The following is a 22,178-nucleotide window of genomic DNA, read 5'->3' as shown; positions in this document are numbered from 1 at the left end:
GCGTTCAATAAGTTAAGAACCTGTGTATTTATTATAAATAGACTATTTAGATTGACTATATCGCACAAGAAAATTATCTCTTGTGCGTTTTAAAATAGCGAGCGCTTGAGTATTCACTTTCCCTCGCATTGATTGAGAATCCTTCCTTTTCACCCATATATTCCTTTTTATTGTTATTTCCGTAAACTAAATATTTTTTCCATTATGAAATGAACCCACTGCGGGTATGACCGCATTGCATACGTTTTATAGATCCTGTTTGTCTATCTTATAATTTAAAGAAAATAAAACAGTATCAACTTGGTATCAATTCGCCGGGTCCCCTTTGGATAATATCAAAATTGCCTTGTTATTCTATGGTTTACAAATTGGAAGCAAGCAATGACATAGAGAGTATGCAGCTGATAGCTTATTGGTGTATATATCAGCAAAATTCAGCACAACATAATGAGAGGGTAGAGAAGAGAGTATAAAGCGCTCAACTATTTGCTTGTGCTCAAAAAATGCCCACTATGTATAAATAAGAGATAAGGGCAATTATTATCCCATTTCAGCTTAGATCCTTCGATGTAATTGCCTTAATGTGATATTGCTCAATATCAGGCTCGTTGAAAATTGATTTCAATCAATTAGTTAGTTGGTTATTAGTGCTCTAATTAACGTGCAACAACGATAGTGCCATCACGGCTAAGAGGGAATCAGGTTAAAATCCTGAACTGTACCCGCAACTGTAAGCGATGAGTATTACCCAAACCACTGAGCAATCGGGAAGGAGGGAAATGCGTTTTAGTCGTCAGTCAGGAAACCTGCTATCACACAACGCTTCTGGATGCTGAGCGGGAAAACTCAGTGGTGAAGGTGATCGGCTATCAATGGTAGCGTTCAGCTATTTCTCGCATCTGTATCTAGCACATATTTTAAAAAATTAACTTTGTGATTAGATATGAAACGGAATTTTTTGTATATCCCTCTGATCGTCTCCGCGGTATTGTCTCCTGCTGTGGTACAGGCTCATTTTTTAACCATGTTCCCCGAGCAACAAGTCATCGACAAAGGTGACAGTAAAAAATTACATTTCCCGGTTTACTTTACTCATCCCATGTCAATGGGGCCGACAATGGATATTGTTAAGCCAACCGTTGGTGTTGTTATGAATAACAAGCTGACCGACTTAACGGATTCGTTGATATCCACACCCTACGGGGCTGCAACAGGCTGGGCGCTAAATTATCCTTTACGCCGACCAGGCACTTATACGTTTTTTGCGGAGCAGCAACCTTATATCGATGAAACAGAAAATGTAGCTATCTCGCAATCGGCCAAAGTGGTTGTTGATGCCTTTGCTGCTGGTGGAAACTGGCAAGTTCAGCTCAATACTCCAGTTGAAATTATGCCTCTTACTCGACCATATGCGCTGTGGACCAATAGTATTTTTACCGGGAAAGTGCTGGTTAATGGCAAGTCAGCTGCGGGTGTTGACATCGAAGTGGAGTATTACAACAAGCAGGGAATACCCGTGCCGAGTGATGCTTACCTGACCCAGCAAGCCGTGACCAATACAGCCGGTGAATTTACTGTGGCGCTACCTAAACAAGGCTGGTGGGGAATCGCTGCTTTGGTTGAAGACGATCAACCTATTTCTATTAATGGCAAAGCATACCCTCACGAGCGTGCTGGCGTAATGTGGCTGCAAGTTAAAGATATCGCCCCAAGCTCCCTCTAGGCGTACTGACTTATTCTCTTAAAGGGAGTGTTATTGGCGTCAATTCGGTGTTGTAGATTTTTAATGTAGAGCCATTAAGTTTGTAAATTTACGCCTTGTTTAGATGCCAATAACTTTTCACTGAAACAAGCATCTTGAGGATGTTTGGGTATTAATTAAGGACTTGTACCATGCATATTGTTGACGGCGTCTTGGCGACGCCAGTTCTTGCGGTGGGGGCGGTAATAACCGTGGTTGGCACTGTCTTGGGGTTGCGAGGGCTATCGGATGAAAAGCTACCCCAAGCGGCAGTGCTTTCCGCTTGTTTTTTTGTCGCGTCACTTATTCATATACCGCTTGGTCCTTCCAGTGTTCATCTTATTTTCAATGGGTTAATTGGATTACTCCTTGGCTGGGCGGCATTTCCTGTTGTCTTAATAGGGTTGATTTTACAAGCGGTCTTTTTTGGTTTCGGTGGCGTCGTGGTTTTGGGTACCAATTGCGCCAATATTGCGTTGCCTGCTGTCATCGTGGGCTTTGCCCTGAAGCCATTTATAGGCCGTTTACCTGATGTTGCTATCGGATTTTTAGCCGGTTTTTTTGCAGTAATACTCACCGCTTTGCAGGTGGCATTGTCATTGTCACTATCGGGAGATGGTTTTATGACCAGCGCCAAGCTTGTCGTGTTAGGGCATTTGCCCGTTGCGTTAATTGAAGGCATCGTTTCTGCATTTGCATTTAAGTTGTTGTGCAAAGTACGCCCATCCATTGCAAATCGTTGTTTCTGTGATGCCAAAGGAAAATGTCATGATTAATTTTCGTACCGTCTGTCGTCGTGCAACCTATGCCTGTAGCGTGCTTGCGCTTGCATTAGGGATAACGGTAATCAGTTCACCGCAGGCTTATGCACACAGAATGAAAGTTTTTGCCTGGGTTGACGGGCAAGCTATTGAAGGCGAAGTCTACTTTTCCGGTGGTCAGATGGCGACGGATTCAACGGTAGAAATTATTGCTAATCAGAATGTTATTGCCAATACAAAAACCAATGCAGAGGGCGTATTCCGTTTCGAGAATTTAGCGGTACTTGATTATGACGTGAGGGCGGATGCGGGGCAAGGTCATGTCGCATCCTATACGGTGTCTGCGTCAGAATTTACGGTTGATGCGCCTGCGGTTGCCACGAGTTCGCAGGCTGATGCTTCTGCTGCAAATGCAGCTCCACCTGTTTCAGCTTCTGTGAATACCGCTCAGCTAGAGCAGGCAATAGCCAAAGCCATTCGTCCTTTACGCGAGCAGATTGATCAATATGAAGCGAAGGTCAGAATGCACGATATTCTGGGCGGCGTGGGCTACATCTTTGGGGTGTTCGGGTTGTTTGTCTGGTTTCGGGCACGTCGACAATGATTGAAGCACTGCTTACGACCACAACGTTATCGACCCGCTCAGTGAATGCAGCCCCTCGGGTACGCTTATTGCTGGTATTGGTTGTTGCCTGCGCGGTGGTATTCAGTGAGCAGTGGTTACCATTGTTTGGTTATACGGTACTGGCGGTACATTTCTGGCAAAAGAGCCCTGTGAAAATAAAAGCGGGGTTGAAACGTCTTGCTGCCGTTGATGGTGTAATCCTGTTAACTGTTGTGTTATTGCCGTTTACCGAGCCCGGAGAGACAGCGTTTGTATTCGCGGGTCTTGAGATTAGTCAGGCGGGATTAATATTAGCCGCGATGATTTTGTTAAAGGCAAACATCATTCTCATGACGGTAATGTCACTGTGCGCAGGATTGAATGCCCTGACGTTAAGCCAGGCTTTAGCTGAACTGAAAATGCCACATCAGCTGGTGTTAATGATGCAATTAAGTATTCGCTATATCAGTGTGATGCAGCAGGAGTTTGCACGCTTACGCTGTGCAATGAAAGCCCGAGGTTTTCAACCGAATAGTTCATTACACACATGGCGTAGCTATGGGTATCTATTTGGAATGATGCTGGTTCGAGCGATGGAGCGAGCAGATCGTATTTGGCTGGCAATGAAGTGTCGGGGTTTTAATGGTCGTTTCCCTACGGCGGGAACAGTGCCGTTAACGGCTAGTGACCGCTGGTATTTTGTCGGTTATTTCATTGTTATCTCGATCATTTTTAACATTACGATGATTGTGCACTGGTTTGCTATCACAATGACAACGCTGGGGGTGATATGAGTGAACTTATTGCAGTGGAAAATCTGAGTTATTACCGGCCCAATGGTCAGTATTGTGCCGATGATCTTAGTTTTAGCTTATTCGCTGGTGAGCAAGTGGCGATTACGGGCAGTAATGGCAGCGGAAAAAGTACATTACTTTTACTGATGATGGGATTGTTGCCTGCTCAGCAAGGTGAAGTGAGGTTGTTTGGTGAGTCTTGTTATCAAAATAAGCGTTTTAGTGAAGCCCTTTTCCGGCGACATCGTCCCCGTATTGGGTTAGTTTTTCAGGATCCAGATGATCAACTGTTTTGCCCTACGGTGATAGATGACGTCAGTTTTGGGCCATTAAACCAAGGGTTGAGTGCGAAGACTGCCCGTCAAAAAGCGATGCAGACACTGACTCAACTGGGTATTGCGGACTTGGCTGATCGAGTTAGTTATCAGCTGTCTGGTGGCCAGAAACGCTTAGTGGCATTAGCGACAGTATTAGCGATGGATCCTGAGGTATTGATCCTTGATGAGCCAACCAATGATTTGGACCCGGACAATCAACAACGCTTGATTGATATTCTGCAGCAGTGCCAATTGCCCCTTATTTTAGTTAGTCATGATGCGGCATTCCGTAACCAATTAACACAGCGTCAATATTGCCTGCAAGATGGCACGTTGACGGATATTTCCGTATCGACTGAGTCAGCGGATTGTGAAAGACGGCACTGTGATATTGCAACTGAAATCGAAACCGAGACAGTCACAGATATATCGATAACTGGAGCCCGCCAGTGATCACTCAGGTTAAGCGATCCAAACACCGCGAAGAATTGCGCACCGGTTATACCACAGGCGCTTGTGCCGCTGCTGCGAGCCGTGCCGCTGTACGCGCCCTGTTGACGGGGCAAAGTGTCTCCATGATTTCTATCATCTTGCCCAATCAGGAAGAGGCGAGTTTTCAGCTTTGCCGACTTGAACATCACTCAGAGGGTGTACTGGCAGGGGTAATTAAAGATGGCGGGGATGATCCTGATTGTACTCATGGTATCGAAATACAGTGCTTCGCGTCATGGAGCCGTTCTGCGGGTATTCATATTGATGGTGGCGTCGGAGTGGCAAAAGTCACCTTACCTGGCCTCGAATTACCAGTGGGTATGGCTGCAATTAATCCTGTCCCACGGAAAAACATTCATGAAATGGCATGGGACGAGTGGCAGCAACACGCAACGATAGCATACGCCTCGACAAAATGCGATCAACGCGGATTGAGGCTTGAAATTCGCGTACCAGAAGGCGAAACCTGTGCTAAGCAAACCATCAGTGAACGTTTGGGGTTAATCGGCGGGATATCGATTCTCGGTACGCGGGGCACGGTTAAGCCGTATTCAACGTCTGCATTTTCAGCATCGGTTCGTCAATCAGTACAGGTTGCAAGAGCGAATCAACTTAACCATGTGGTTCTGACAACAGGCAGTCGTTCAGAGCGAGCCGCGATGAGCATGATGACCTCGTTAGGTCCGATGGCTTTTATTCAGGCCGGGGATTTTGTCGGTGTTGGTTTGCGCGCGGCGAAACGGTATGGCATTGAGCGTATCACGGTGGTTGCGATGATCGGCAAGCTGGGAAAGTTGGTGGCTGGCCATATGATGACACACGTTTCAGGCCATGAGATTCACTTTAAACAATTAGCGGATATTGCCGCCACATTAGGGGCCGACCCGTTGTTATGTCAGCGCATTGCGAGTGCCAATACCGGGCGACATGTACTGGAGATAGTGCGAGAGCAAGATGATCAGCAACAGTGTGATGCCTATTTGCAGGCACTGTGTCAACAAGCTGCTCTACATGCGAGCGCCTATATTGCCGAACAGGTTAGCGTCGATGTTCGGTTGATTGATTTCGACGGCCGTTTGCTCGCCTGTTACCCAAATGAAAATGAATCGCCATCTCAAGAATCACTGGTCGAACAATTCACGACAGAACAATTGACTGATCATAAGCAAGGATCGCAGCAATGAAAAACATGCAACAACTTACCGAGCAAGGTCGTCAGATTGAAGAAGGCTCTTTTGCCATTATTGACCGTGAAATGGAACAGTTTCATGGTGGACATTCTTTTAGTCCGGCGCAATGGGCGGTTGTCCGTCGAGCAATACACACCACGGGTGATTTTGAATTTGCGGATTTATTTCGTTTCAGCGAACAGGCAACGACAGCAGGCATTAATGCGCTCAAAGCTGGTGCGCCAATCATTACTGATGTAACGATGATCACCAGCGGTCTGAGTAAGCAGCGGTTATCGGTTTACCACAATCAGCCACATTGCTTTATCAGCGATCCCAAGGTGATTGAGATCGCCAAGCAAACAGGCGATACCCGAGCGATATGGGCGATGCGTCATGCACGTGATTTGGGCATGTTGGATGGTGCCATCATTGGTATCGGTAATGCGCCAACAGCCTTATACGAAGTGCTGCGCATGGTGGCAGAGAATGAAGCTCGTCCTGCATTGATTGTTGGTATTCCGGTTGGTTTCGTGAAAGCAGAAGAATCTAAACAGGCATTGATTGATCAAAATCGCGTGCCTTTTATTGCCAGTGTCGGGCGCAAAGGTGGCAGTCCATTAGTGGTATCAACGCTTCATGCGTTGTTGACGGAGTCGGTATGAATGAATCAACAGTAATTGCCCCTGTAATCACTGTTGTTGGGGTGCCTGAAGATGGCTGTATGAGCCTGACCAGCCGTGCCATCAATGCGGTATCACAGGCTAGAGTGCTTGCTGGTCATACTCGTTTGTTGCAATGGTTTCCGCAGTTTAATGGGCGTCGATTAACCATGGAACAAGGCTATCAATCTTGGTTCAACCAGGTGATTGACGAGAGTGAAGAAGGCGATGTGGTGGTGCTGGCTTCTGGCGATCCGCTGTTTTACGGCATCGGCAATGCGCTCATTAAGCACCTTGAACCGCAGTCATTGCGATTCATTCCGTCATTGTCATCCATGCAGTTGGCATTTGCGCGCTTAGCGGAACCATGGGCTGATGCACGTTGTATTTCGCTGCATGGTCGTGTCTTGCGTGGTTTGGTGGCGAGATTGCAACAGGGTGATTTATTCACCGTGCTGACAGACAGTTTGAATACGCCTGTAACCATTGCCCGTCATTTACTCGCATTTGGTGAAACCAGTTGGCAGGTGAGTGTCTGTGAGCAACTGGGAGCCGCCGGTGAGACTGTCCGCCAATTTGATGTCAGCCAGTTGGCCGGTATGAACAATGATGATTTTGACCCTCTTAATGTGGTTGTCCTTAAACGGTTGCAACATCGATTCTGGGGCGGCATGGGTCAGTATGCTGACGATGAGGCTTTTGAAAAAAGGATGCCGCAGCGTGGCTTGATCACCAAACAACCGATCCGGCATTTGGCGCTGGCGGCATTGAAACTTCGCCCGACAGACACGGTGTGGGATATCGGGACCGGATCGGGCTCTATTGCTATCGAATCGGCAAAGCAGTGTTGGCAGGGTAAGGTATTCACGGTTGAATGCAATGAAGCGTGTTACTCGGCAATAGAAGCAAATTTCATCACTCACGCTACTGATAATGTCACCCTAGTGAAGGGGAAGGCCCCAGAAGCCATGGCTAAGTTACCGCCCCCAGATGCTGTTTTCGTTGGGGGGTCACGGGGTGCAATAGACACCATTTTGGCAATAGCGTGGCAGCAGTTAAAGCCGGGTGGTGTATTGATCGCAACCGCCGTCACATTAGATTCAGTGGCCGCGATTTACCAATGGAGCAAACAGCATTCGTTGGATCCAAAAGTGCAATTGGCTTCGATATCACACGGTGTGCCTCTTGCACAATACACTCGATATCAGGCGGATAACCCTATCCATCTTTTTATCTTTGAAAAACCACTTTTGATCGAAAAGCCAGTGATTCAATAAGGAAATAGTAATGAATAGTCATCAAGCCACCGGGCAGTTATTTGCGGTTGGTGTGGGTACAGGCGACAGTGAATTATTGACACTGAAGGCAGTACGTTTATTGCAAGAAGCGGATGTTATTGCGATACCTGAAAAAAATAAAGGACAGGCAGATTCGTTTGCCTGGCAGATAGTGACAGGAGCAGTACCAGAGGAATCGCTGAGTGCGGAGATGTGTTTCTTGCATTTTCCTATGACCCGCGATGCGTCGCTTAATGTACCAGCATGGCGTCAGGCCGCGATGCAAATAGCTCAATTTGTTGCTGACGGTAAGCGCGTTGTTTTTGTGACAGAAGGCGATCCATCAGTGTTCAGTACCTGGGCGTATGTACAAGAAGAGCTGCGGGAAATTATGCCACAGCTGGAACCTGAAATTATTCCGGGCATTACCTCGATCACCGCGATTCCGTCGCAGACAAAAATACCGCTTGCTGATGGTCAGGAGCGTTTTTGTGTTGTGCCTGCGACCTATGGCATGGAGTGTCTTCCACGTTTGATTGAAGAATTTGACACCATTATGTTGATCAAGGCTGGGCGGGTGATCCCGGCACTTACCGCCATGTTAGAGAAGATGGATCTTTTAGAGTGCGCGACCTATGTCTCGCATGCCACGACGGACCAGCAAGAAATATACCGCGATCTGCGTGACGTGCCGGAAGGGCATCGCTATTTTTCAATGGTCCAGCTCTCGATCCGAAAGCGACGTGGCGTGTTGCGCGGCAATGTGATTGATGCAGGTGCTGCATGAAAATCGCCATTTATGCGATTACCGTCAATGGCGCAAAACAGGCGCAGCGGTTACAGCGTGAATTACCGTTTGCCGATGTGTTTGTGACCGAGGTGGGTCAAGAGCACTGTCATTCTGCAGCGTTATTGAATTTGCCGTTAGTCACATTTGTGGCTGATAAATTTACTCAATATGACTGTCATGTCTGTATTTTTGCTGCAGGTATTGTAACGCGCACGATTGCCCCATTACTGAACGACAAACGTTGCGATCCAGCGGTTATTTGCGTTGATGATCAAGGTCAGTTTGCTATTCCGTTGCTATCAGGTCACCGCGGTGGTGCCAATGCACAGGCGCAGCGCATTGCTCAGATCTTAAAAGCGCAATCCGTCGTGACTACCGCCTCTGACGCGGCTAATACTCTGTCGGTTGACATGTTGGGAGCACCGTTTGGCTGGTCATTGGATTCGGCTTGCGAACAGGCTATTACGGCGGTCTCGGCTGCGGTTGTTAATGAGCAGTCAGTGGTGGTTGTCCAGCAAGCGGGTGAACGAAACTGGTGGCCGTATAAACGGACTATGCCTAAATCGATATGGTGTCATCATCAGCTTCCTGATCTGGATATCGATCAGTGGCAGGGTCTCGTTTTGATCACGGACCAAGCAGAGCCTGACGGTTATGCCGCTTGGCAACACAAAGCGGTGTTATGGCGACCAAAGTCATTGGTGTTGGGTATTGGATGCGATCGTAATACCCCGCAAGCGGTTATTCAGGCCGGGATCTCCGCTTTTCTCGCTGAAAATAATCTGGCTGCAGACAGCGTCGCGGCCATGGCCAGCATTGATCTTAAAGCCGATGAGTGCGGTTTGATAGCCTATTCCCTACAGCATCAATTACCGTTTATTACCTATTCAGCGGATCAACTGCGCGTTGTCACTGGTATCGAAAATCCATCCGCTTATGTTGAAAAAATCACCGGTGTTTCATCGGTCGCAGAAGCGGCGGCATTAAAGCAAAGCGGCACCGATAAGTTAATTGCGCCCAAATGGAAATTCAAACAGGCCGGATTCAATATGACGCTGGCTTGTTGTCGAATCAATAATGAAGAAGGGCTGGCCAAACATAGTTGGAAGAACTGGTTAGCTGACTCAATTGCGGGCTCAATACAGATTAATGCACATGGCAGTGAGGTGGTGAAAGGGTATCAATGTAAGCCTAGGCACGTTGATTTGAATCGTCCGATGTTGCATTACCGTCATCATATATTGCTGTGTGAAGGTGCGCGTTGTAGCAAAGAAGGCAGCAAAAACCTGACCCATGATCTACGCACAGTATTAAAAGAAATGGGGCTGGCAAGCGGTGATGAACGAATCAAAATCAGCCGGACAATGTGTGCCGGAGCTTGCCGTAACCGTGCCACGATGGTTATTTATGAACGCCTCGACGTGAATGAGCTTCCAGTGAATAACGCTATCTGGTTACGTCATATTGAAGACTTATCTCGCACTCAATGGCACATGCTATTTAATGCTTTAGCGTTGCGGCAACCCCTTCGCTCGGTGCTGCCATCAGCATATTTTGCTGACATAGATGGCCAGCAAGGGGACTCAACCGACAAGAAACATGATGAATTAAAAGGAATACAACAATCATGAAACGATTACGACACCATACCGAAGGCACTGCGATTGTGTTGAGTTGCTTTGGTTCGGTCGTTGAGCAGGCGCGTTATCTGAGCTTGCAGCAGCGTATTGCCAGCCAATACCCAAATTGTGAAGTCAAACTGGCCCTCAGTTCAAAGATGGTGGTGAAGAAATTAGCCAAGCAGGGCGAGTGTTATCAAAACTTACCTCAGGTGATGGCCGATCTGGATATGGCCGGTTTCCAGCGCATTCTTGTCGTCTCTTGTTATTTATTTCCGACCGACGAACATCTTCAATTATGTAACATGGTAAAGGGTTTTCGTCAGTTTTCATTGGCTAGCATTGAGCATACCCCCGCCATTCTTCATCATACCCGCCATGCCAGTAATATCATGGCGGCCTTAGATCAGCGCTTTAGCGATGGTAGTGATGTCAACTTGTTCGTTCATCATGGCGCACCATTGTTGGATAACCCCGGTCACCAAGCTATTCATTATTGCGATAGCTTGCTGGCTCGCTTGTCTGAGCGGCATTTTTCTTGTTCGCTAGAAGGGGCATGGCCATTCCATCTTGTGGCAAATTCGCTACAGCAGAACATGCTGGCGTGTTCTCCTTTAGATGAAAACGCACGGCCTACACTGCGGCTAATACCGCTGTTACTGGTTTCGGGTAATCACTTTGTCAACGATCTGGCTCAAATCAAAGAGCGATTTGATGAGGTGTTTGATGTGTCTGTTGCTGAACCAGTGTATGGCGATAAATTTTGTCTGCTCGACTTACCGGAACTTCAGGCGGTTATTGACCAGCAAATTGCCGAAGGGTTAACACGACTGCAGGCATCTGCATCAGAGGTGACTTGTGGCTAAATTAACGCTTGTAGGATTGGGTCCTGGCAGTTTGGACTTGATGTCCTTGCGTGCCAGAGAGGCGATTGTCAATGCTGATGTTGTGGCGGGTTATCGAGCCTATGTGGATTTAATTGCCGAACTTATTGATCAGCAAGAGGTGATCCAAAACGGCATGACACGCGAGTGGGAACGTGTTGTCGCGGCGATTGAGCAGGCAACCCTTGGTCGAGACGTTGTTTTGGTCTGTTCTGGCGATGCCGGAATGTATGCCATGGCTCCCCTCGTGTATGAGTTACTGGCCGATCAGCAGTGGGATCCTGAATCCGGGATTCAAGTCGAGATTGTTCCTGGGATCACGGCGGCCAATGCTTGTGCCTCCTTGGTCGGCGCGCCTTTAGGTCATGACAGCTGTACGATTTCGCTGTCTGATTTATTGACACCATGGTCTGTCATTGAAAAGCGCATACATGCGGCAGCAGATGCTGATTTCGCGATTACATTTTATAACCCGCGTTCAAGAAAGCGTAAAAGCCATATCGAAAATGCCCAGAAGATCTTGCTGCAATACCGCGATCCGCATACCCCTGTTGCGGTGGTGAATGCGGCGTATCGCGATGAGCAACATGTCAGCTTAACGACACTGGCGCAATTTACCGCATTAGAATTTGGCATGAATGCAGCGGTTATTGTGGGCAATAGCAGCAGTTTTCAATATCACGATCTCATCGTCACCCCCCGAGGCTATCGGAATAAGTACCAATTTGATGATGGTGTGACGCTACCGGGGCAAAAGCGCGGCCATTCTCTCGCCGTTGACGCCTCTGATAAAACTTTAATGGAATAATGTAATGACTGTTTATTTTATTGGTGCGGGTCCGGGCGACCCTGATTTGATTACGGTAAAAGGGGCGAAGTTGGTTGAATCATGCCCTGTTGTTTTGTACACCGGCAGCTTAGTGCCGAAAGCGGTCATTGACCGAGCTCGTCCCGATGCACTGGTGTTAAATTCTGCCGATATGGATCTGGATGCGATCACTCAGGTCTATCTCGACGCCGCGCAGCAGGGTCATGATGTCGCTCGGGTGCAAACGGGCGATCTATCCATCTATTCGTCTTTAGCGGAACAGACTCGTCGATTGAAAGCACTAGGGCTTGATTGGCAGGTAGTACCGGGCGTGTCCTCGTTTCAGGCGGCTGCGGCAGCATTAAGTCAGGAGCTGACACTGCCCGAGCAATGTCAGACCATCATACTCAGTCGCGCGTCAGGGCGTACACCTGTGCCAGAGAAAGAAAACCTGAAATCATTAGCCGCTCATGAGGCAACGTTGTGTCTGTTTTTGAGCGCCACTTTGATCCGTAAAGTGGTACGCGAGCTTGAAGATGTATATCCACCGACGTGGCCAGTGGTGGTGGTAGAAAAAGCGTCGCACCCTGAGCAACGCATTATCCGTGGCACGTTAGCGGATATCGCCGATAAAATGCATGAGGCGAAGATCCGTTCAACGGCGATGATCATCATTAGTAAAGTGTTTGCCATTGATGACTTTGTCGATTCAAAGCTTTATGACCCAACTTTTTCACATGCTTGCCGTCAGGCACGAATCGTTGATGAAACAGTAATGACTAACGAGGAGACTTGCCATGAGCGCGGGTAAGGTTTTTTTAGTTGGCGCAGGACCGGGTGACCCGGATTTATTGACACGTCGTGCTTATGAATTGATGCAGTGTTGTGATGTGGTGTGCTATGACAAGTTAGTGAGCCCCGCCATCCTTGCTTGTGTGCCAGAGCACGTCCAGCTTTATGAAGTGGGGTATCGTGGGTATAAAAACTGCCATATCGACTATGGTATGCACCCTGATGTGATTGACTTTGCGTTGCAAGGTAAGCAGGTATTGCGCTTAAAGGCGGGCGATCCCTGTATTTTTGGTCGTACGACCGAAGAGTGTACCAACTTGAGAGAGCTGGGCATTGAATATGAAATTATTCCGGGAATTACCGCAGCGTTAGGTGCTGCTGCTTATTCTGGCTTTCCACTGACCAGTGCGGGTGTTGCCTCTGACGTCACATTTGTTAGCGGTCATCAAAGCTCTAAAACCTTGTCGTCGTGGGCGGCTCTAGGTCAGTCAAGCGGTACGCTTGTGCTGTATATGGGGGCAAAAAAACTGGCGCAACATGCCAGTAAATTGATCGAGCAAGGGCGTTGTTATACCACTCCTGTGGCTCATATTTCTTCTGCGACCTGTGCAAATCATACTGTGACCACTGGAACGCTAGCGACCATCGGCGAGAAGGTCATGGCATTGGACAATCATGACCCTGCGCTCGTGATCATGGGTGATGTGGTGTTACAGGCAGAAACACTGGGCTGGCGACATCGATTGCCACTAGTGGGTCAACGTGCTCTGGTGTGTGGTCAGTATACGAGTGATCGTCAGTTGAAAGAGGTTGGCGTTGAAGTCTATCAGGCTCCAGAAGCGCGGTTGGAAAGCTGGGCATCTACAGACTTACTTACAACATTGAGTCAATTACCAGCATTACAATTTACTGATGTGGCAGCGGTGAAATTGTGGTGGCAAGGTTTGATCGCATGTCAGTGGGATTTACGCCGTTTTATGATGCCTATTGGCGCGAGCCATACTGCGGTGACTTTGGCGCTGAAAGAACGTGGGATCATTGTTGCAGATGTCCCTAAAAACACGCCTAAACTGTCAGTCATCGTTGATTCAGAACTGACTGAACACAACGGCAATATTGTAAAATTAGCTTCTGAGAGGGAGGTAGTTCGAACCGCGTCAAATTCAGCGGCACAGTACGCTATAGGTGTACGTCGTATGCAACCATTGCGGTTCCCGTTACCTGATATTCAATGGCTATTAGTCGATGATACAGCACAAGCTGACTATCTGATCAGTCAGTATGAAGGCTTAAAGCAAGCCACGATTGTTGCGCTGAATGATATCGCCCAGGAGTGGGCTGAACAGCATGGTTATCACCAGCAAGATCGCCAGATATTTGAAGCTGCCTTTTGTCTGTCCCATGAGGTAAACAATGTCGCTTAGTGAGTCCATCTTACCGTTGACTACGGGCTATGTTGGGGTCGGTGCTGCGGCGATGTGTGCCTTGGTGATGGATCATTTTCTCGGTGAGCCTCAACGTTTTCACCCGTTGGTGGGCTTTGGCCGCTGGGTGAATTGGGTAGAGAAAATATGCCGACGTGGATTGTCAGCCGTTCTCTCACTATCAAACTACGCGGGAGTCAACGAGGATAAATCTGATATTCAGCCACCGCGGATGTTAACCAAAATAGCGGGCGCGATGGCATGGGTTATTGCTGTATTGCCGTTAGCTGTTCTATGCGGCTTGCTGTTGATATACCTATCAGATGTAGCTTTTTGGCTGTGGTTTGTTGCTAATGTTGTGATCTTGTATTTTACGATTGGAGGCAACAGCTTAGTCTTTCACGCAGAGCAAATATATCACCCGTTGCAGCAGGGTGATTTAACCTTGGCACGTGAAAAAGTCGGGCTAATTGTTAGCCGAGAAACGGCAACAATGGATGAGCGGGAGATTACCTCTGCAGCCGTTGAATCGGTATTGGAAAATGGTAATGATGCGGTTTTCGGCGCCTTGTTCTGGTTTGCTGTTGCGGGAGCGCCCGGTGCATTGATATTTCGTTTAGCCAATACCCTTGATGCAATGTGGGGATACAAAACCGAACGTTACCATGCATTCGGTTTTGCCGCCGCTAAATTAGATGATCTACTGGGATGGATTCCTGCACGTCTGACAGCCTTTACCTATGCCATTCAGGGAAATTTCCAGCAAGCCATGCAGTGTTGGAAAGAGCAGGCACCGCAGTGTGCCAGCCCCAATGGTGGAGTAGTTATGTCTGCTGGGGCAGGGGCATTGAATACCCGTATCGGCGGACCAGCGGTTTATCATGGCAAACGGCATAACAAGATTTATATGGGATCGGGATCATTGGCCGAACACCCTGTTATACCGTTGGCTAATCAGTTGGTGAGTCGTGGTGTCGTGTATTGGGTTCTGGTTATCTTTTTGATTGGGATTATGTAGTTGCTCTGAAGCAGAGTGTGAATAGTCGAGGGATAGATAAATGTTGAATCACGGTGGAAAACTTTTGAGCTTTGCTCGGCAGTATCAGATCCCTGTTGCGCAGTGGTTGGATCTGTCAACGGGAGTCAGCCCTTTTTCCTACCCAGGATCGCCGATCCCTGCTGAGGCTTGGAATCGTCTACCTGAGTTGGATGATGGCTTGGAGGCGGCAGCCGCTGATTATTATGGCTGCAATAACTTACTTGCTGTCGCGGGATCTCAGGCTGCCATCATGGCGTTACCTGAGGTTGTTGCACAACAGCGTGGTCGATTGGGTATCGTTGCCCTGCCGTCAGTGGGTTACAAAGAACATCAACATGCCTGGCAGTACTATCGAGATACGGATAACCGACAATGGGCCGTTGAATGCTATGAGGGGACGCCAAGTACCTCTCTCTTAGCGCGTGCAGATGTTGTTGTGGTGATTAATCCCAATAACCCAACAGGTAAGCAAATACCTCTTGAGGTATTAAACCAGTGGCAAGAAACATTACAACACCGTCAGGGAGGCCTGAAGGGGGGGGTACTGATCGTTGATGAGGCCTTTGCCGATTGCCATCCTGAGCAATCACTGCTGAGTCAGCAGGTATTACCTGCCAATGTGATCGTACTGCGTTCAGTCGGTAAATTTTTTGGTCTTGCCGGTGCACGCGTCGGATTTGTGTTCGCATCCCCCCCGTTGCTTGATGCCATGGCATCGCTGTTGGGACCATGGACGATTCCCGGGCCTAGCCGATTTATTACTACTGAAGCGTTACAGGATCGTTGTTGGCAAACATCTATGCGCGAACAGTTGATTGCTGACGGCATACGATTGAAAGCGTTGTTGGAGCAGTCTTTCTGTTGTAATACCACAGGGACGGCGTTGTTTCAGACGGTGTTGTTGGACGATGCACCACGGATCCATCACTGGTTATGTCAGCAGGCGATTTTAACTCGCTTGTGTGATGAGCAAAACGCGTTACGTTTTGGCATACCAGCCAGTGAATCGGGCTGGCAACGACTGGAGCAGGTTTTGTCGACAGCAACATTGCCAGAAATGGTGGATGTACAAGGGTTCATCAATGCGCTGGATTAACATCATTATTTTCAATGCGGTGGCTCCTTTACCAGAACTGCACCAGATCAGTGATGCGGGAGCGGGGAAAAACTCGATGCAGTTAACCCCAACCCGAGATACGGAACTGATTGCCTGCGGTCGAGCAAATACATCATTGAACGGATTGTATAGTCCGTCACCCGTGGTGAGCTCCCAGTCGGTGACGCCGGCAATTTTAGTACATGGCGTATTACGCGCACTACAGCATCAAGGCTATAAAATTCGCTTGCATTGTTATCAGCTCGGTTTGGTGCAGCAGCCAGATTTTAGTGGTAGTTTGCTTGATGATGTCGTTTGTCACCATTGTTTAGCCGCAGAAGAAGGTGAACTTATACGCACGCAATTACTGCCTGAGCTAGAACGTCAGGCCAATAATAATGAAGCGCATGTTATTGCGGAATGTGGCGTTGGCGGAACCACTTTTGCAACCTTATGGCTGAGACATTGGCTTGATCGCACCATGAGTTTAGCGGGCAGTACCAATGATCCTGAAAAATTGGCGGTGAAAGAACAGATTCTGACCCAGCTTATGGAGAGTACCGCGGCTTTCCCTCGCGAGGTACAGTCATTTATTGATAGCGATTATGGCTCTGATCCAGTGCAGCGAGCGTTGCATGCCTTGCTGACATCGCCACTTCCTACAACATTGAATATCAATTTAGCGGGGGGAATGATGTTTGCTGTTCCTTTGTTGGCTATCACCCCGGATAAGATTAAACATCAATTACGTATTGCCACCACGCGCTGGGTACTTGAAGGGCGTAATGCTCAGACGGTACTTGCTAATTTACCTCGCCAATATGATGTGTACTCTTCTGTGACTGACTTTAATCAGTCGGCCTACCGAGCATTGCATCTGTACGAACAAGGTTTTGTGGTAGAAGGATGTGGCTTGGGTGGTTGTTTGGTGATGGCTGAGCAATTAGGCCTGTCACAATCGCAAATAATGAGTGGTCTGGATGCCGCCGTAAAGCCTTGGCTTGAGTAAAAGGTAGAAATGAAATGAAACAAGATTCCCTTTATTGCCCAGCACTTGTGGTGTCAGCACCTTCATCAGGAAGCGGAAAAACCACGGTTGTTGCCGCTCTCGCTAGGCATTTTTATCTTCAGGGCAAAAAAGTCAGGGTATTTAAAACCGGCCCTGATTTTATTGATCCCCGTTTTCTGGAGTTTGCTTCTCAGCAACCCGTTTATCAGCTCGATTTTTGGATGTGTGGTGAACAGCATTGTAAAGCACTGATCGCTGAGGCCGCCAAAGATGCCGATTTAATCCTGATTGAGGGGGTGATGGGGATGTTTGATGGTCACTGCTCCAGTGCGGATATAGCCGCTAAATTAGGGATCCCTGTCCTGGCCGTGATTGATGCGGGTGCGATGGCTCAGACGTTCGGAGCATTAGCTTATGGACTCGCTAATTATCGCGACGACATCGAGATGTTTGGCGTTTTTGCTAATCGCGTGGGATCCGAAGCCCATGCACAGATGCTAAGGGAAAGTTTACCTGACGCGCTGGCATTTTGTGGCTGGTTGCCCAAAGATACCTCAATGACCTTACCGGAACGTCATTTAGGACTGGTTCAGGCCGATGAGTTAAATGATCTCGATCTACGTTTAGATAGAGCAGCAGAATTGATAGCACAATCGGGAGAGGTAGCACTGCCTGAATCCGTGGAATTCACCTCGACATGCTCTGAGACGGTGTCTCCCTTGCTGAAAGGAATGACAATTGCGATTGCCCGAGACCGTGCATTTAGCTTTATTTATCGTGCCAATATCGATCTCTTAAATGCAATGGGAGCCGTTGTTCAGTATTTCTCTCCGGTGAGTGGTGAGCGGCTACCGTTGTGTGATGCATTGTATTTACCCGGCGGGTATCCCGAATTATCACTCTCGTCATTGGCAGAAAATACTCACTTAATAAGCCAAATCCAGCAGCATGTCGCGCAGGGTAAACCGTGTCTGGCCGAGTGCGGCGGGATGCTGTACCTCAACCGTTCACTCTCAACTCATGATGGAATAACCGCCGAGCTATGCGGTGTACTCAATGCTGAATCTGTTATGCAGCCCAAGCTTGCAGCGCTAGGCATGGTCGAAGCCGATTTTTCGTTTCAACAAGGTGGAGAAACACTCAGAGGCCACACTTTTCACTATTCAACGACTCATTCAGAAGAAGCCGTATTGACTCAGCCATTATCTCAACGTGGACGAAAGATGGATCCCGTCTGGTACAAAAATAATCTAATTGCATCCTATATTCATTGGTATTTTCCTTCTAATCCGGCGCTGGTGGCGAAGATCTTCAAGGGTGAAGTACACCAATGTTGAGGTTGGTATTATTACGTCATGGGCAGACGCAATGGAATATGGCGGGAAAACTGCAAGGGTGGAGAGATAGTTCCTTAACACCGCAAGCTCGGCGTCAGTTGATGTCTTTGCCGAGAACATTACTGCAAAATAGCGTCATTTATACTAGTGATTTAGGTCGGGCTCAGGCGACTGCTCGTATTGTGGCCAATACGACAGGAAGTTACATTGTAACTGATTGCCGACTGCGTGAGCGTTGTTTTGGCGACTTGGATGGCCAAATGATAGTTCCTCATTCGAACGGGAATTGTCATTGGCAGGCCTATCATCAGCGATACCTGACACCCATTGTCGCTATACCTGGTGCAGAGACTGACACGCAGCTGGAGAATCGGATCCGTCAGTGGCTAGACGCGATTCCGGATGTTTACCGAGGAAAAACGGTATTGGTGATCAGCCATGGGGAATGGTTGCGGGCACTGAAGAACATTGTGTCGGGGATCCCATCATGGCAACAAGGGGAGGGTATCGCCGTGAATGGTCAGCCGACCGTGATTCATTGGTATAAAAAAAGTGGCAATGCACTTCGAAATTAAACGCCCTCAAATCACTTAGCATACCCAAAAGCTGGGTTTGTTGAATACAATGTTATGGCTAGCGAAAAATTATTTTTATGAGGTTATTTTAATGTGTTGTTGGTGGATCACATTTTGTGTAAATCTAATGTGATTAGCTTACGCATTATCAAATAAAATATTACTCATGATGAATAAGAAAGAATTTATAGAGGTTTATTTACGCTAAAAAGGCGCGAGCAAAATAGTTGTAAAACCTTATCCTTTTCTATGGTGCTATCTGCTTAAATTGAATAAAAAACCTTGCTTGTTTGAATCACCGTTGAAGCTTTTTATTTTTGAGTTGATTTTAGGTTCGCTTACTTGGGGGGGATTTATGTGGTTGTTTGTATGGCAGTTTCAAGAGCAAAATATTAATAATTTATACGCATCGTTAATGTTTGGGTTTCTCTCTGGTTTATGGGTAAGTTTAGAAGTATGGTATTACTCAAAGAAATTAAAAATAACATCATGGTCAGAATGGTTAATTGAGCATGACTTAAATGATTGACTATCATACCTGTAGTATTCCTCACGGGAAAAAATAATGTAAAAGATTACTTCGGTGATCTTTCTAAATACAATATATCTTTAACCTCTACAGAGGTATTTACAGCCTGATAGCGGTTGTAATGTAGAGTAGAGATAGTATGTTCCTAAAATTGAAAATCCCCATAAATCATTATGGGGATTTCTTATTATTTATAGCCTTAGCAAGATAATGGAGCGGCTTGCTTTGCTAGTTTTCTGATTTTAATTTCTTCGAATATTGCAACTATCGCCATTAATACACAACATGCAATCGCTGCAGAATCAATCGCTGCAAATGTACCAGCCCAGCCTTCAAGACCAAAGAATGGATTACCTTCAGCAATGTAACCTAGACCAATTTTTGCGAAAGAATCACCAATCAAATAGGCAAATGTACCTTTGACACCATCCGCTGCGGCTAGACCTTGTTTAGGCACAAAACCAATAGCAGCAACACCAATTAATAATTGAGGTGCAAAGACTAAAAAGCCCAGTGCAAACAGTGATGCTTTATACATGAAAATGGTATTAGCGTGTTGGTAGAAACCAAGAGTAAAGACAATACCAAGCAGAGCAAAGCAAGAGACTGCGCCACGGCGACCATTAAATAAATCTGATAATAATCCCCATAGACAAGTACCGACTAAGGCGCCAATTTCGAACATGGTAAAGCCTGAGTTCGCCACATCTTTAGTAAAGCCTAAAATTTGGTGCGCATAAACAGTAGACCATTGGTCGATACCACTACGTACAATATATAAGAACACATTAGCAAAGCATAAAATCCATATTACTTTATTAAATAATACATATTTTTTAAAGATTTGAAGCTTTGTTAATTTCTCTTCTATAACCGCATTATCTTCATCAGAGATAGGTTCGTCAAAAATATCTTCAACAGTACCTAAACCGTATGCTTCAGGGCTATCATTACCCATGAAAAAGCCAATGAAACCAATTATGATAGCAATGACTGCAGGAAATATGAACATTCCTCGAACATCACCGCCAAAGAAATAATCGGCACCAAACATAGCAACTGCGGCTGCTAAAGCACCACCCGCGTTATGCGAGATATTCCAAAAGCCCACACCCAGTCCACGTCGGTTACGAGGCGTCCAGTTCGTAATCGTTACAACAGAGTTTGAACCACCACCTGATTGGAAAAAACCAGAGGCGGCGTACAAGGCTGTCATAATATAGAATTGACCTGCGCTAGGTCCCATGACGAGTCCCATACCCAGAATACAAAAACCAGAAAGAAGCAAACCAAGAGGAAGGATATTCTTGGAGTTTTTACCACCAGACCAGTAATTGAGTGCGGTTTTACCAACACCATAGGTAATAGAAAATCCAAGACCAATAGTACCGAGTTGAGTTAAACTCATACCATAATCTGAAATCATATCATTTTGGGCAATATTAAAGTTCTTACGAACTAAATACATGACCATATAAGAAACAAAAATAACTAAGTATGATTTTAAAAATGGGGTTAACCATAATTTTTGTCTTTCAGCACGTGAAATGTTAAGAGTAGGCTTTCGTACTCTTTTCAGTATTGATAATTCCATATGTCTAATATCTCTTAATATACAACGTTATGATTAAATCGTTGTGATAATTATGCATACATAATTAATATGGTATTAGGAAAAATTCTTAGTTTTAAATAGCTTTTTTATAAATAGCTATATGATCACAAATGTAATATTTTTTATTGAATACTATGTTTTCATTTTTGATGGAAACACCTTTATATTAGTGTGGTTTGCGATCATATTGGTCGTATTTGATGCTGCATGTTTAATTATTGTACTTTTCATATCGAGCTGATCTTATTGTGAGTCAGTAATATTTCTGCTGTCGTGAATCATTGAGTTAAGCTTTAGAGACCAATTTTGTTTAACTGGACTGTTTTCATCATGAAAGAACATGTTATTACTTTATTTCGTGAAAATCGGTTACTTACGGCGATTGTTTCTGCAATTGGTGCAGCGTTGTGCATATGGACGCTTGCTGCAATTGATAGCAGCATTGAAACGCCTTATGTTCTGATTGCGCCTTTTGGTGCCACCATGGTGCTTATTTTTGGGGTGCACCGAAGCCCACTCGCTCAGCCTAAAAATGTTATTTTAGGTCATCTTATTACGGCATTTGTTGGTCTTGTTTTTATTAATTATCTGCCTGTTACGCCATTAACATTGGGGGTAGCCGTTGGTCTTGGGCTATTTTTTATGCTGCTCTTTGATGTGACTCATCCCCCTGCTGGTGGTAACCCCTTATTGATCATGATTGGCGGGCACTCAAGTTGGACCTTCTTACTGCACCCCATCTTAATCGGTACGTTAGCAATAGTCGCGCTTGCAGTGCTATACCATCGATTTATTCCTGGGCATATTTATCCATATTCTGAAAAAGAATAGCTTCACAAGCATA

The 22,178-nt window shown here is 46.5% G+C and carries 22 protein-coding genes and 1 riboswitch; of the genes, 21 read left to right on the top strand and 1 reads right to left on the bottom strand.

The genetic code is table 11. The features are described 5' to 3' along the window. The first annotated feature begins 628 nt into the window (after positions 1 to 628). Positions 629 to 828: riboswitch (cobalamin riboswitch) on the top strand. 115 nt (positions 829 to 943) lie between these two features. From L4D12_RS03545 to L4D12_RS03450, 20 genes are all read left to right on the top strand, one after another. Beyond that, on the top strand, positions 944 to 1,723 hold the full coding sequence (locus L4D12_RS03545; RefSeq protein WP_428446451.1) for a DUF4198 domain-containing protein: 780 nt from the start codon (positions 944 to 946) through the stop codon (positions 1,721 to 1,723). A gap of 170 nt (positions 1,724 to 1,893) precedes the next feature. Further along, positions 1,894 to 2,517 (top strand): cobalt transporter CbiM, encoded by a 624-nt coding sequence (gene cbiM, locus L4D12_RS03540; RefSeq protein WP_428446450.1) that lies wholly within the window; start codon positions 1,894 to 1,896, stop codon positions 2,515 to 2,517. Further along, on the top strand, positions 2,510 to 3,106 hold the full coding sequence (locus L4D12_RS03535) for a hypothetical protein (RefSeq protein WP_428446449.1): 597 nt from the start codon (positions 2,510 to 2,512) through the stop codon (positions 3,104 to 3,106). The genes cbiM and L4D12_RS03535 overlap by 8 nt, the downstream gene beginning before the upstream one ends. Further along, entirely contained in the window at positions 3,103 to 3,900 is a 798-nt protein-coding gene (gene cbiQ, locus L4D12_RS03530; RefSeq protein WP_428446448.1) for a cobalt ECF transporter T component CbiQ, read from the top strand. Before L4D12_RS03535 ends, cbiQ begins: the two co-directional genes overlap by 4 nt. Beyond that, positions 3,897 to 4,670: an energy-coupling factor ABC transporter ATP-binding protein gene (locus tag L4D12_RS03525; RefSeq protein WP_428446447.1), complete on the top strand. Its 774-nt coding sequence runs from the start codon at positions 3,897 to 3,899 to the stop codon at positions 4,668 to 4,670. Before cbiQ ends, L4D12_RS03525 begins: the two co-directional genes overlap by 4 nt. Beyond that, positions 4,667 to 5,893, top strand: a complete 1,227-nt coding sequence (locus L4D12_RS03520) for a cobalt-precorrin-5B (C(1))-methyltransferase (RefSeq protein ID WP_428446446.1) — start codon at positions 4,667 to 4,669, stop codon at positions 5,891 to 5,893. Before L4D12_RS03525 ends, L4D12_RS03520 begins: the two co-directional genes overlap by 4 nt. Next, the gene (locus L4D12_RS03515; RefSeq protein WP_428446445.1) at positions 5,890 to 6,543 is read left to right on the top strand and encodes a precorrin-8X methylmutase; all 654 of its coding nucleotides are present in this window, start codon (positions 5,890 to 5,892) and stop codon (positions 6,541 to 6,543) included. Before L4D12_RS03520 ends, L4D12_RS03515 begins: the two co-directional genes overlap by 4 nt. Then, positions 6,540 to 7,817 (top strand): precorrin-6y C5,15-methyltransferase (decarboxylating) subunit CbiE, encoded by a 1,278-nt coding sequence (cbiE, locus tag L4D12_RS03510; protein WP_428446444.1) that lies wholly within the window; start codon positions 6,540 to 6,542, stop codon positions 7,815 to 7,817. The genes L4D12_RS03515 and cbiE overlap by 4 nt, the downstream gene beginning before the upstream one ends. Before the next feature lie 10 nt (positions 7,818 to 7,827). Next, positions 7,828 to 8,604, top strand: coding sequence for a precorrin-2 C(20)-methyltransferase (cobI, locus tag L4D12_RS03505; RefSeq protein WP_428446443.1), 777 nt, complete (start codon positions 7,828 to 7,830; stop codon positions 8,602 to 8,604). After that, positions 8,601 to 10,238: a cobalamin biosynthesis protein gene (locus L4D12_RS03500; RefSeq protein WP_428446442.1), complete on the top strand. Its 1,638-nt coding sequence runs from the start codon at positions 8,601 to 8,603 to the stop codon at positions 10,236 to 10,238. The genes cobI and L4D12_RS03500 overlap by 4 nt, the downstream gene beginning before the upstream one ends. Next, complete coding sequence (locus L4D12_RS03495) at positions 10,235 to 11,092, top strand: sirohydrochlorin cobaltochelatase (RefSeq protein WP_428446441.1); 858 nt, start codon at positions 10,235 to 10,237, stop codon at positions 11,090 to 11,092. The genes L4D12_RS03500 and L4D12_RS03495 overlap by 4 nt, the downstream gene beginning before the upstream one ends. Beyond that, positions 11,085 to 11,918, top strand: coding sequence for a precorrin-3B C(17)-methyltransferase (cobJ, locus tag L4D12_RS03490; protein WP_428446440.1), 834 nt, complete (start codon positions 11,085 to 11,087; stop codon positions 11,916 to 11,918). Before L4D12_RS03495 ends, cobJ begins: the two co-directional genes overlap by 8 nt. 4 nt (positions 11,919 to 11,922) lie before the next feature. Beyond that, positions 11,923 to 12,729, top strand: a complete 807-nt coding sequence (gene cobM, locus L4D12_RS03485; RefSeq protein WP_428446439.1) for a precorrin-4 C(11)-methyltransferase — start codon at positions 11,923 to 11,925, stop codon at positions 12,727 to 12,729. After that, entirely contained in the window at positions 12,716 to 14,134 is a 1,419-nt protein-coding gene (gene cobA / locus L4D12_RS03480; protein WP_428446438.1) for a uroporphyrinogen-III C-methyltransferase, read from the top strand. The genes cobM and cobA overlap by 14 nt, the downstream gene beginning before the upstream one ends. After that, the gene (cbiB, locus tag L4D12_RS03475) at positions 14,124 to 15,152 is read left to right on the top strand and encodes an adenosylcobinamide-phosphate synthase CbiB (protein WP_428446437.1); all 1,029 of its coding nucleotides are present in this window, start codon (positions 14,124 to 14,126) and stop codon (positions 15,150 to 15,152) included. The genes cobA and cbiB overlap by 11 nt, the downstream gene beginning before the upstream one ends. Positions 15,153 to 15,192: 40 nt before the next feature. Further along, a complete protein-coding gene (gene cobD, locus L4D12_RS03470; RefSeq protein WP_428446436.1) occupies positions 15,193 to 16,269 on the top strand; it encodes a threonine-phosphate decarboxylase CobD in 1,077 nt (358 codons plus the stop codon). Further along, positions 16,256 to 17,278: a nicotinate-nucleotide--dimethylbenzimidazole phosphoribosyltransferase family protein gene (locus tag L4D12_RS03465; protein WP_428446435.1), complete on the top strand. Its 1,023-nt coding sequence runs from the start codon at positions 16,256 to 16,258 to the stop codon at positions 17,276 to 17,278. The genes cobD and L4D12_RS03465 overlap by 14 nt, the downstream gene beginning before the upstream one ends. A gap of 14 nt (positions 17,279 to 17,292) precedes the next feature. Continuing rightward, positions 17,293 to 18,615: a cobyrinic acid a,c-diamide synthase CobB gene (locus L4D12_RS03460; protein ID WP_428446434.1), complete on the top strand. Its 1,323-nt coding sequence runs from the start codon at positions 17,293 to 17,295 to the stop codon at positions 18,613 to 18,615. Next, the gene (locus tag L4D12_RS03455; RefSeq protein WP_428446433.1) at positions 18,609 to 19,190 is read left to right on the top strand and encodes a histidine phosphatase family protein; all 582 of its coding nucleotides are present in this window, start codon (positions 18,609 to 18,611) and stop codon (positions 19,188 to 19,190) included. The genes L4D12_RS03460 and L4D12_RS03455 overlap by 7 nt, the downstream gene beginning before the upstream one ends. 223 nt (positions 19,191 to 19,413) lie before the next feature. Continuing rightward, positions 19,414 to 19,719 (top strand): DUF6404 family protein, encoded by a 306-nt coding sequence (locus tag L4D12_RS03450; RefSeq protein ID WP_428446569.1) that lies wholly within the window; start codon positions 19,414 to 19,416, stop codon positions 19,717 to 19,719. 199 nt (positions 19,720 to 19,918) lie between these two features. Here L4D12_RS03450 and uhpT read toward each other — a convergent pair whose 3' ends face one another. After that, positions 19,919 to 21,313: a hexose-6-phosphate:phosphate antiporter UhpT gene (uhpT, locus tag L4D12_RS03445; RefSeq protein WP_428446432.1), complete on the bottom strand. Its 1,395-nt coding sequence runs from the start codon at positions 21,311 to 21,313 to the stop codon at positions 19,919 to 19,921. A gap of 351 nt (positions 21,314 to 21,664) precedes the next feature. On the opposite strand from uhpT, the gene L4D12_RS03440 reads away from it, so the two are divergent. Next, positions 21,665 to 22,165 carry an HPP family protein gene (locus L4D12_RS03440; RefSeq protein ID WP_428446431.1) on the top strand — a complete coding sequence of 167 codons (501 nt, stop codon included), beginning with the start codon at positions 21,665 to 21,667 and terminating at the stop codon, positions 22,163 to 22,165. Positions 22,166 to 22,178: the final 13 nt, after the last annotated feature.

Origin of the sequence: Photobacterium nomapromontoriensis (assembly GCF_050336815.1) — a bacterium.
Taxonomy (GTDB): Bacteria; Pseudomonadota; Gammaproteobacteria; order Enterobacterales; family Vibrionaceae; genus Photobacterium; species Photobacterium nomapromontoriensis.
This window is presented reverse-complemented; position numbering and strand designations above follow the sequence as displayed.

Excerpts from the sequence above, each read along its gene's own strand:
- L4D12_RS03465 (WP_428446435.1), top strand. The coding sequence starts at position 16,256 with ATGCGCTGGATTAACATCATTATTTTCAATGCGGTGGCTCCTTTACCA.
- cobD (WP_428446436.1), top strand. The coding sequence starts at position 15,193 with ATGTTGAATCACGGTGGAAAACTTTTGAGCTTTGCTCGGCAGTATCAG.
- cobM (WP_428446439.1), top strand. The coding sequence starts at position 11,923 with ATGACTGTTTATTTTATTGGTGCGGGTCCGGGCGACCCTGATTTGATT.
- cbiB (WP_428446437.1), top strand. The coding sequence starts at position 14,124 with ATGTCGCTTAGTGAGTCCATCTTACCGTTGACTACGGGCTATGTTGGG.
- L4D12_RS03455 (WP_428446433.1), top strand. The coding sequence starts at position 18,609 with ATGTTGAGGTTGGTATTATTACGTCATGGGCAGACGCAATGGAATATG.
- cobA (WP_428446438.1), top strand. The coding sequence starts at position 12,716 with ATGAGCGCGGGTAAGGTTTTTTTAGTTGGCGCAGGACCGGGTGACCCG.
- L4D12_RS03515 (WP_428446445.1), top strand. The coding sequence starts at position 5,890 with ATGAAAAACATGCAACAACTTACCGAGCAAGGTCGTCAGATTGAAGAA.
- cbiE (WP_428446444.1), top strand. The coding sequence starts at position 6,540 with ATGAATGAATCAACAGTAATTGCCCCTGTAATCACTGTTGTTGGGGTG.
- cbiM (WP_428446450.1), top strand. The coding sequence starts at position 1,894 with ATGCATATTGTTGACGGCGTCTTGGCGACGCCAGTTCTTGCGGTGGGG.
- L4D12_RS03535 (WP_428446449.1), top strand. The coding sequence starts at position 2,510 with ATGATTAATTTTCGTACCGTCTGTCGTCGTGCAACCTATGCCTGTAGC.
- cobI (WP_428446443.1), top strand. The coding sequence starts at position 7,828 with ATGAATAGTCATCAAGCCACCGGGCAGTTATTTGCGGTTGGTGTGGGT.
- L4D12_RS03525 (WP_428446447.1), top strand. The coding sequence starts at position 3,897 with ATGAGTGAACTTATTGCAGTGGAAAATCTGAGTTATTACCGGCCCAAT.
- L4D12_RS03500 (WP_428446442.1), top strand. The coding sequence starts at position 8,601 with ATGAAAATCGCCATTTATGCGATTACCGTCAATGGCGCAAAACAGGCG.
- cbiQ (WP_428446448.1), top strand. The coding sequence starts at position 3,103 with ATGATTGAAGCACTGCTTACGACCACAACGTTATCGACCCGCTCAGTG.
- L4D12_RS03440 (WP_428446431.1), top strand. The coding sequence starts at position 21,665 with ATGAAAGAACATGTTATTACTTTATTTCGTGAAAATCGGTTACTTACG.
- L4D12_RS03460 (WP_428446434.1), top strand. The coding sequence starts at position 17,293 with ATGAAACAAGATTCCCTTTATTGCCCAGCACTTGTGGTGTCAGCACCT.
- L4D12_RS03495 (WP_428446441.1), top strand. The coding sequence starts at position 10,235 with ATGAAACGATTACGACACCATACCGAAGGCACTGCGATTGTGTTGAGT.
- L4D12_RS03545 (WP_428446451.1), top strand. The coding sequence starts at position 944 with ATGAAACGGAATTTTTTGTATATCCCTCTGATCGTCTCCGCGGTATTG.
- uhpT (WP_428446432.1), bottom strand. The coding sequence starts at position 21,313 with ATGGAATTATCAATACTGAAAAGAGTACGAAAGCCTACTCTTAACATT.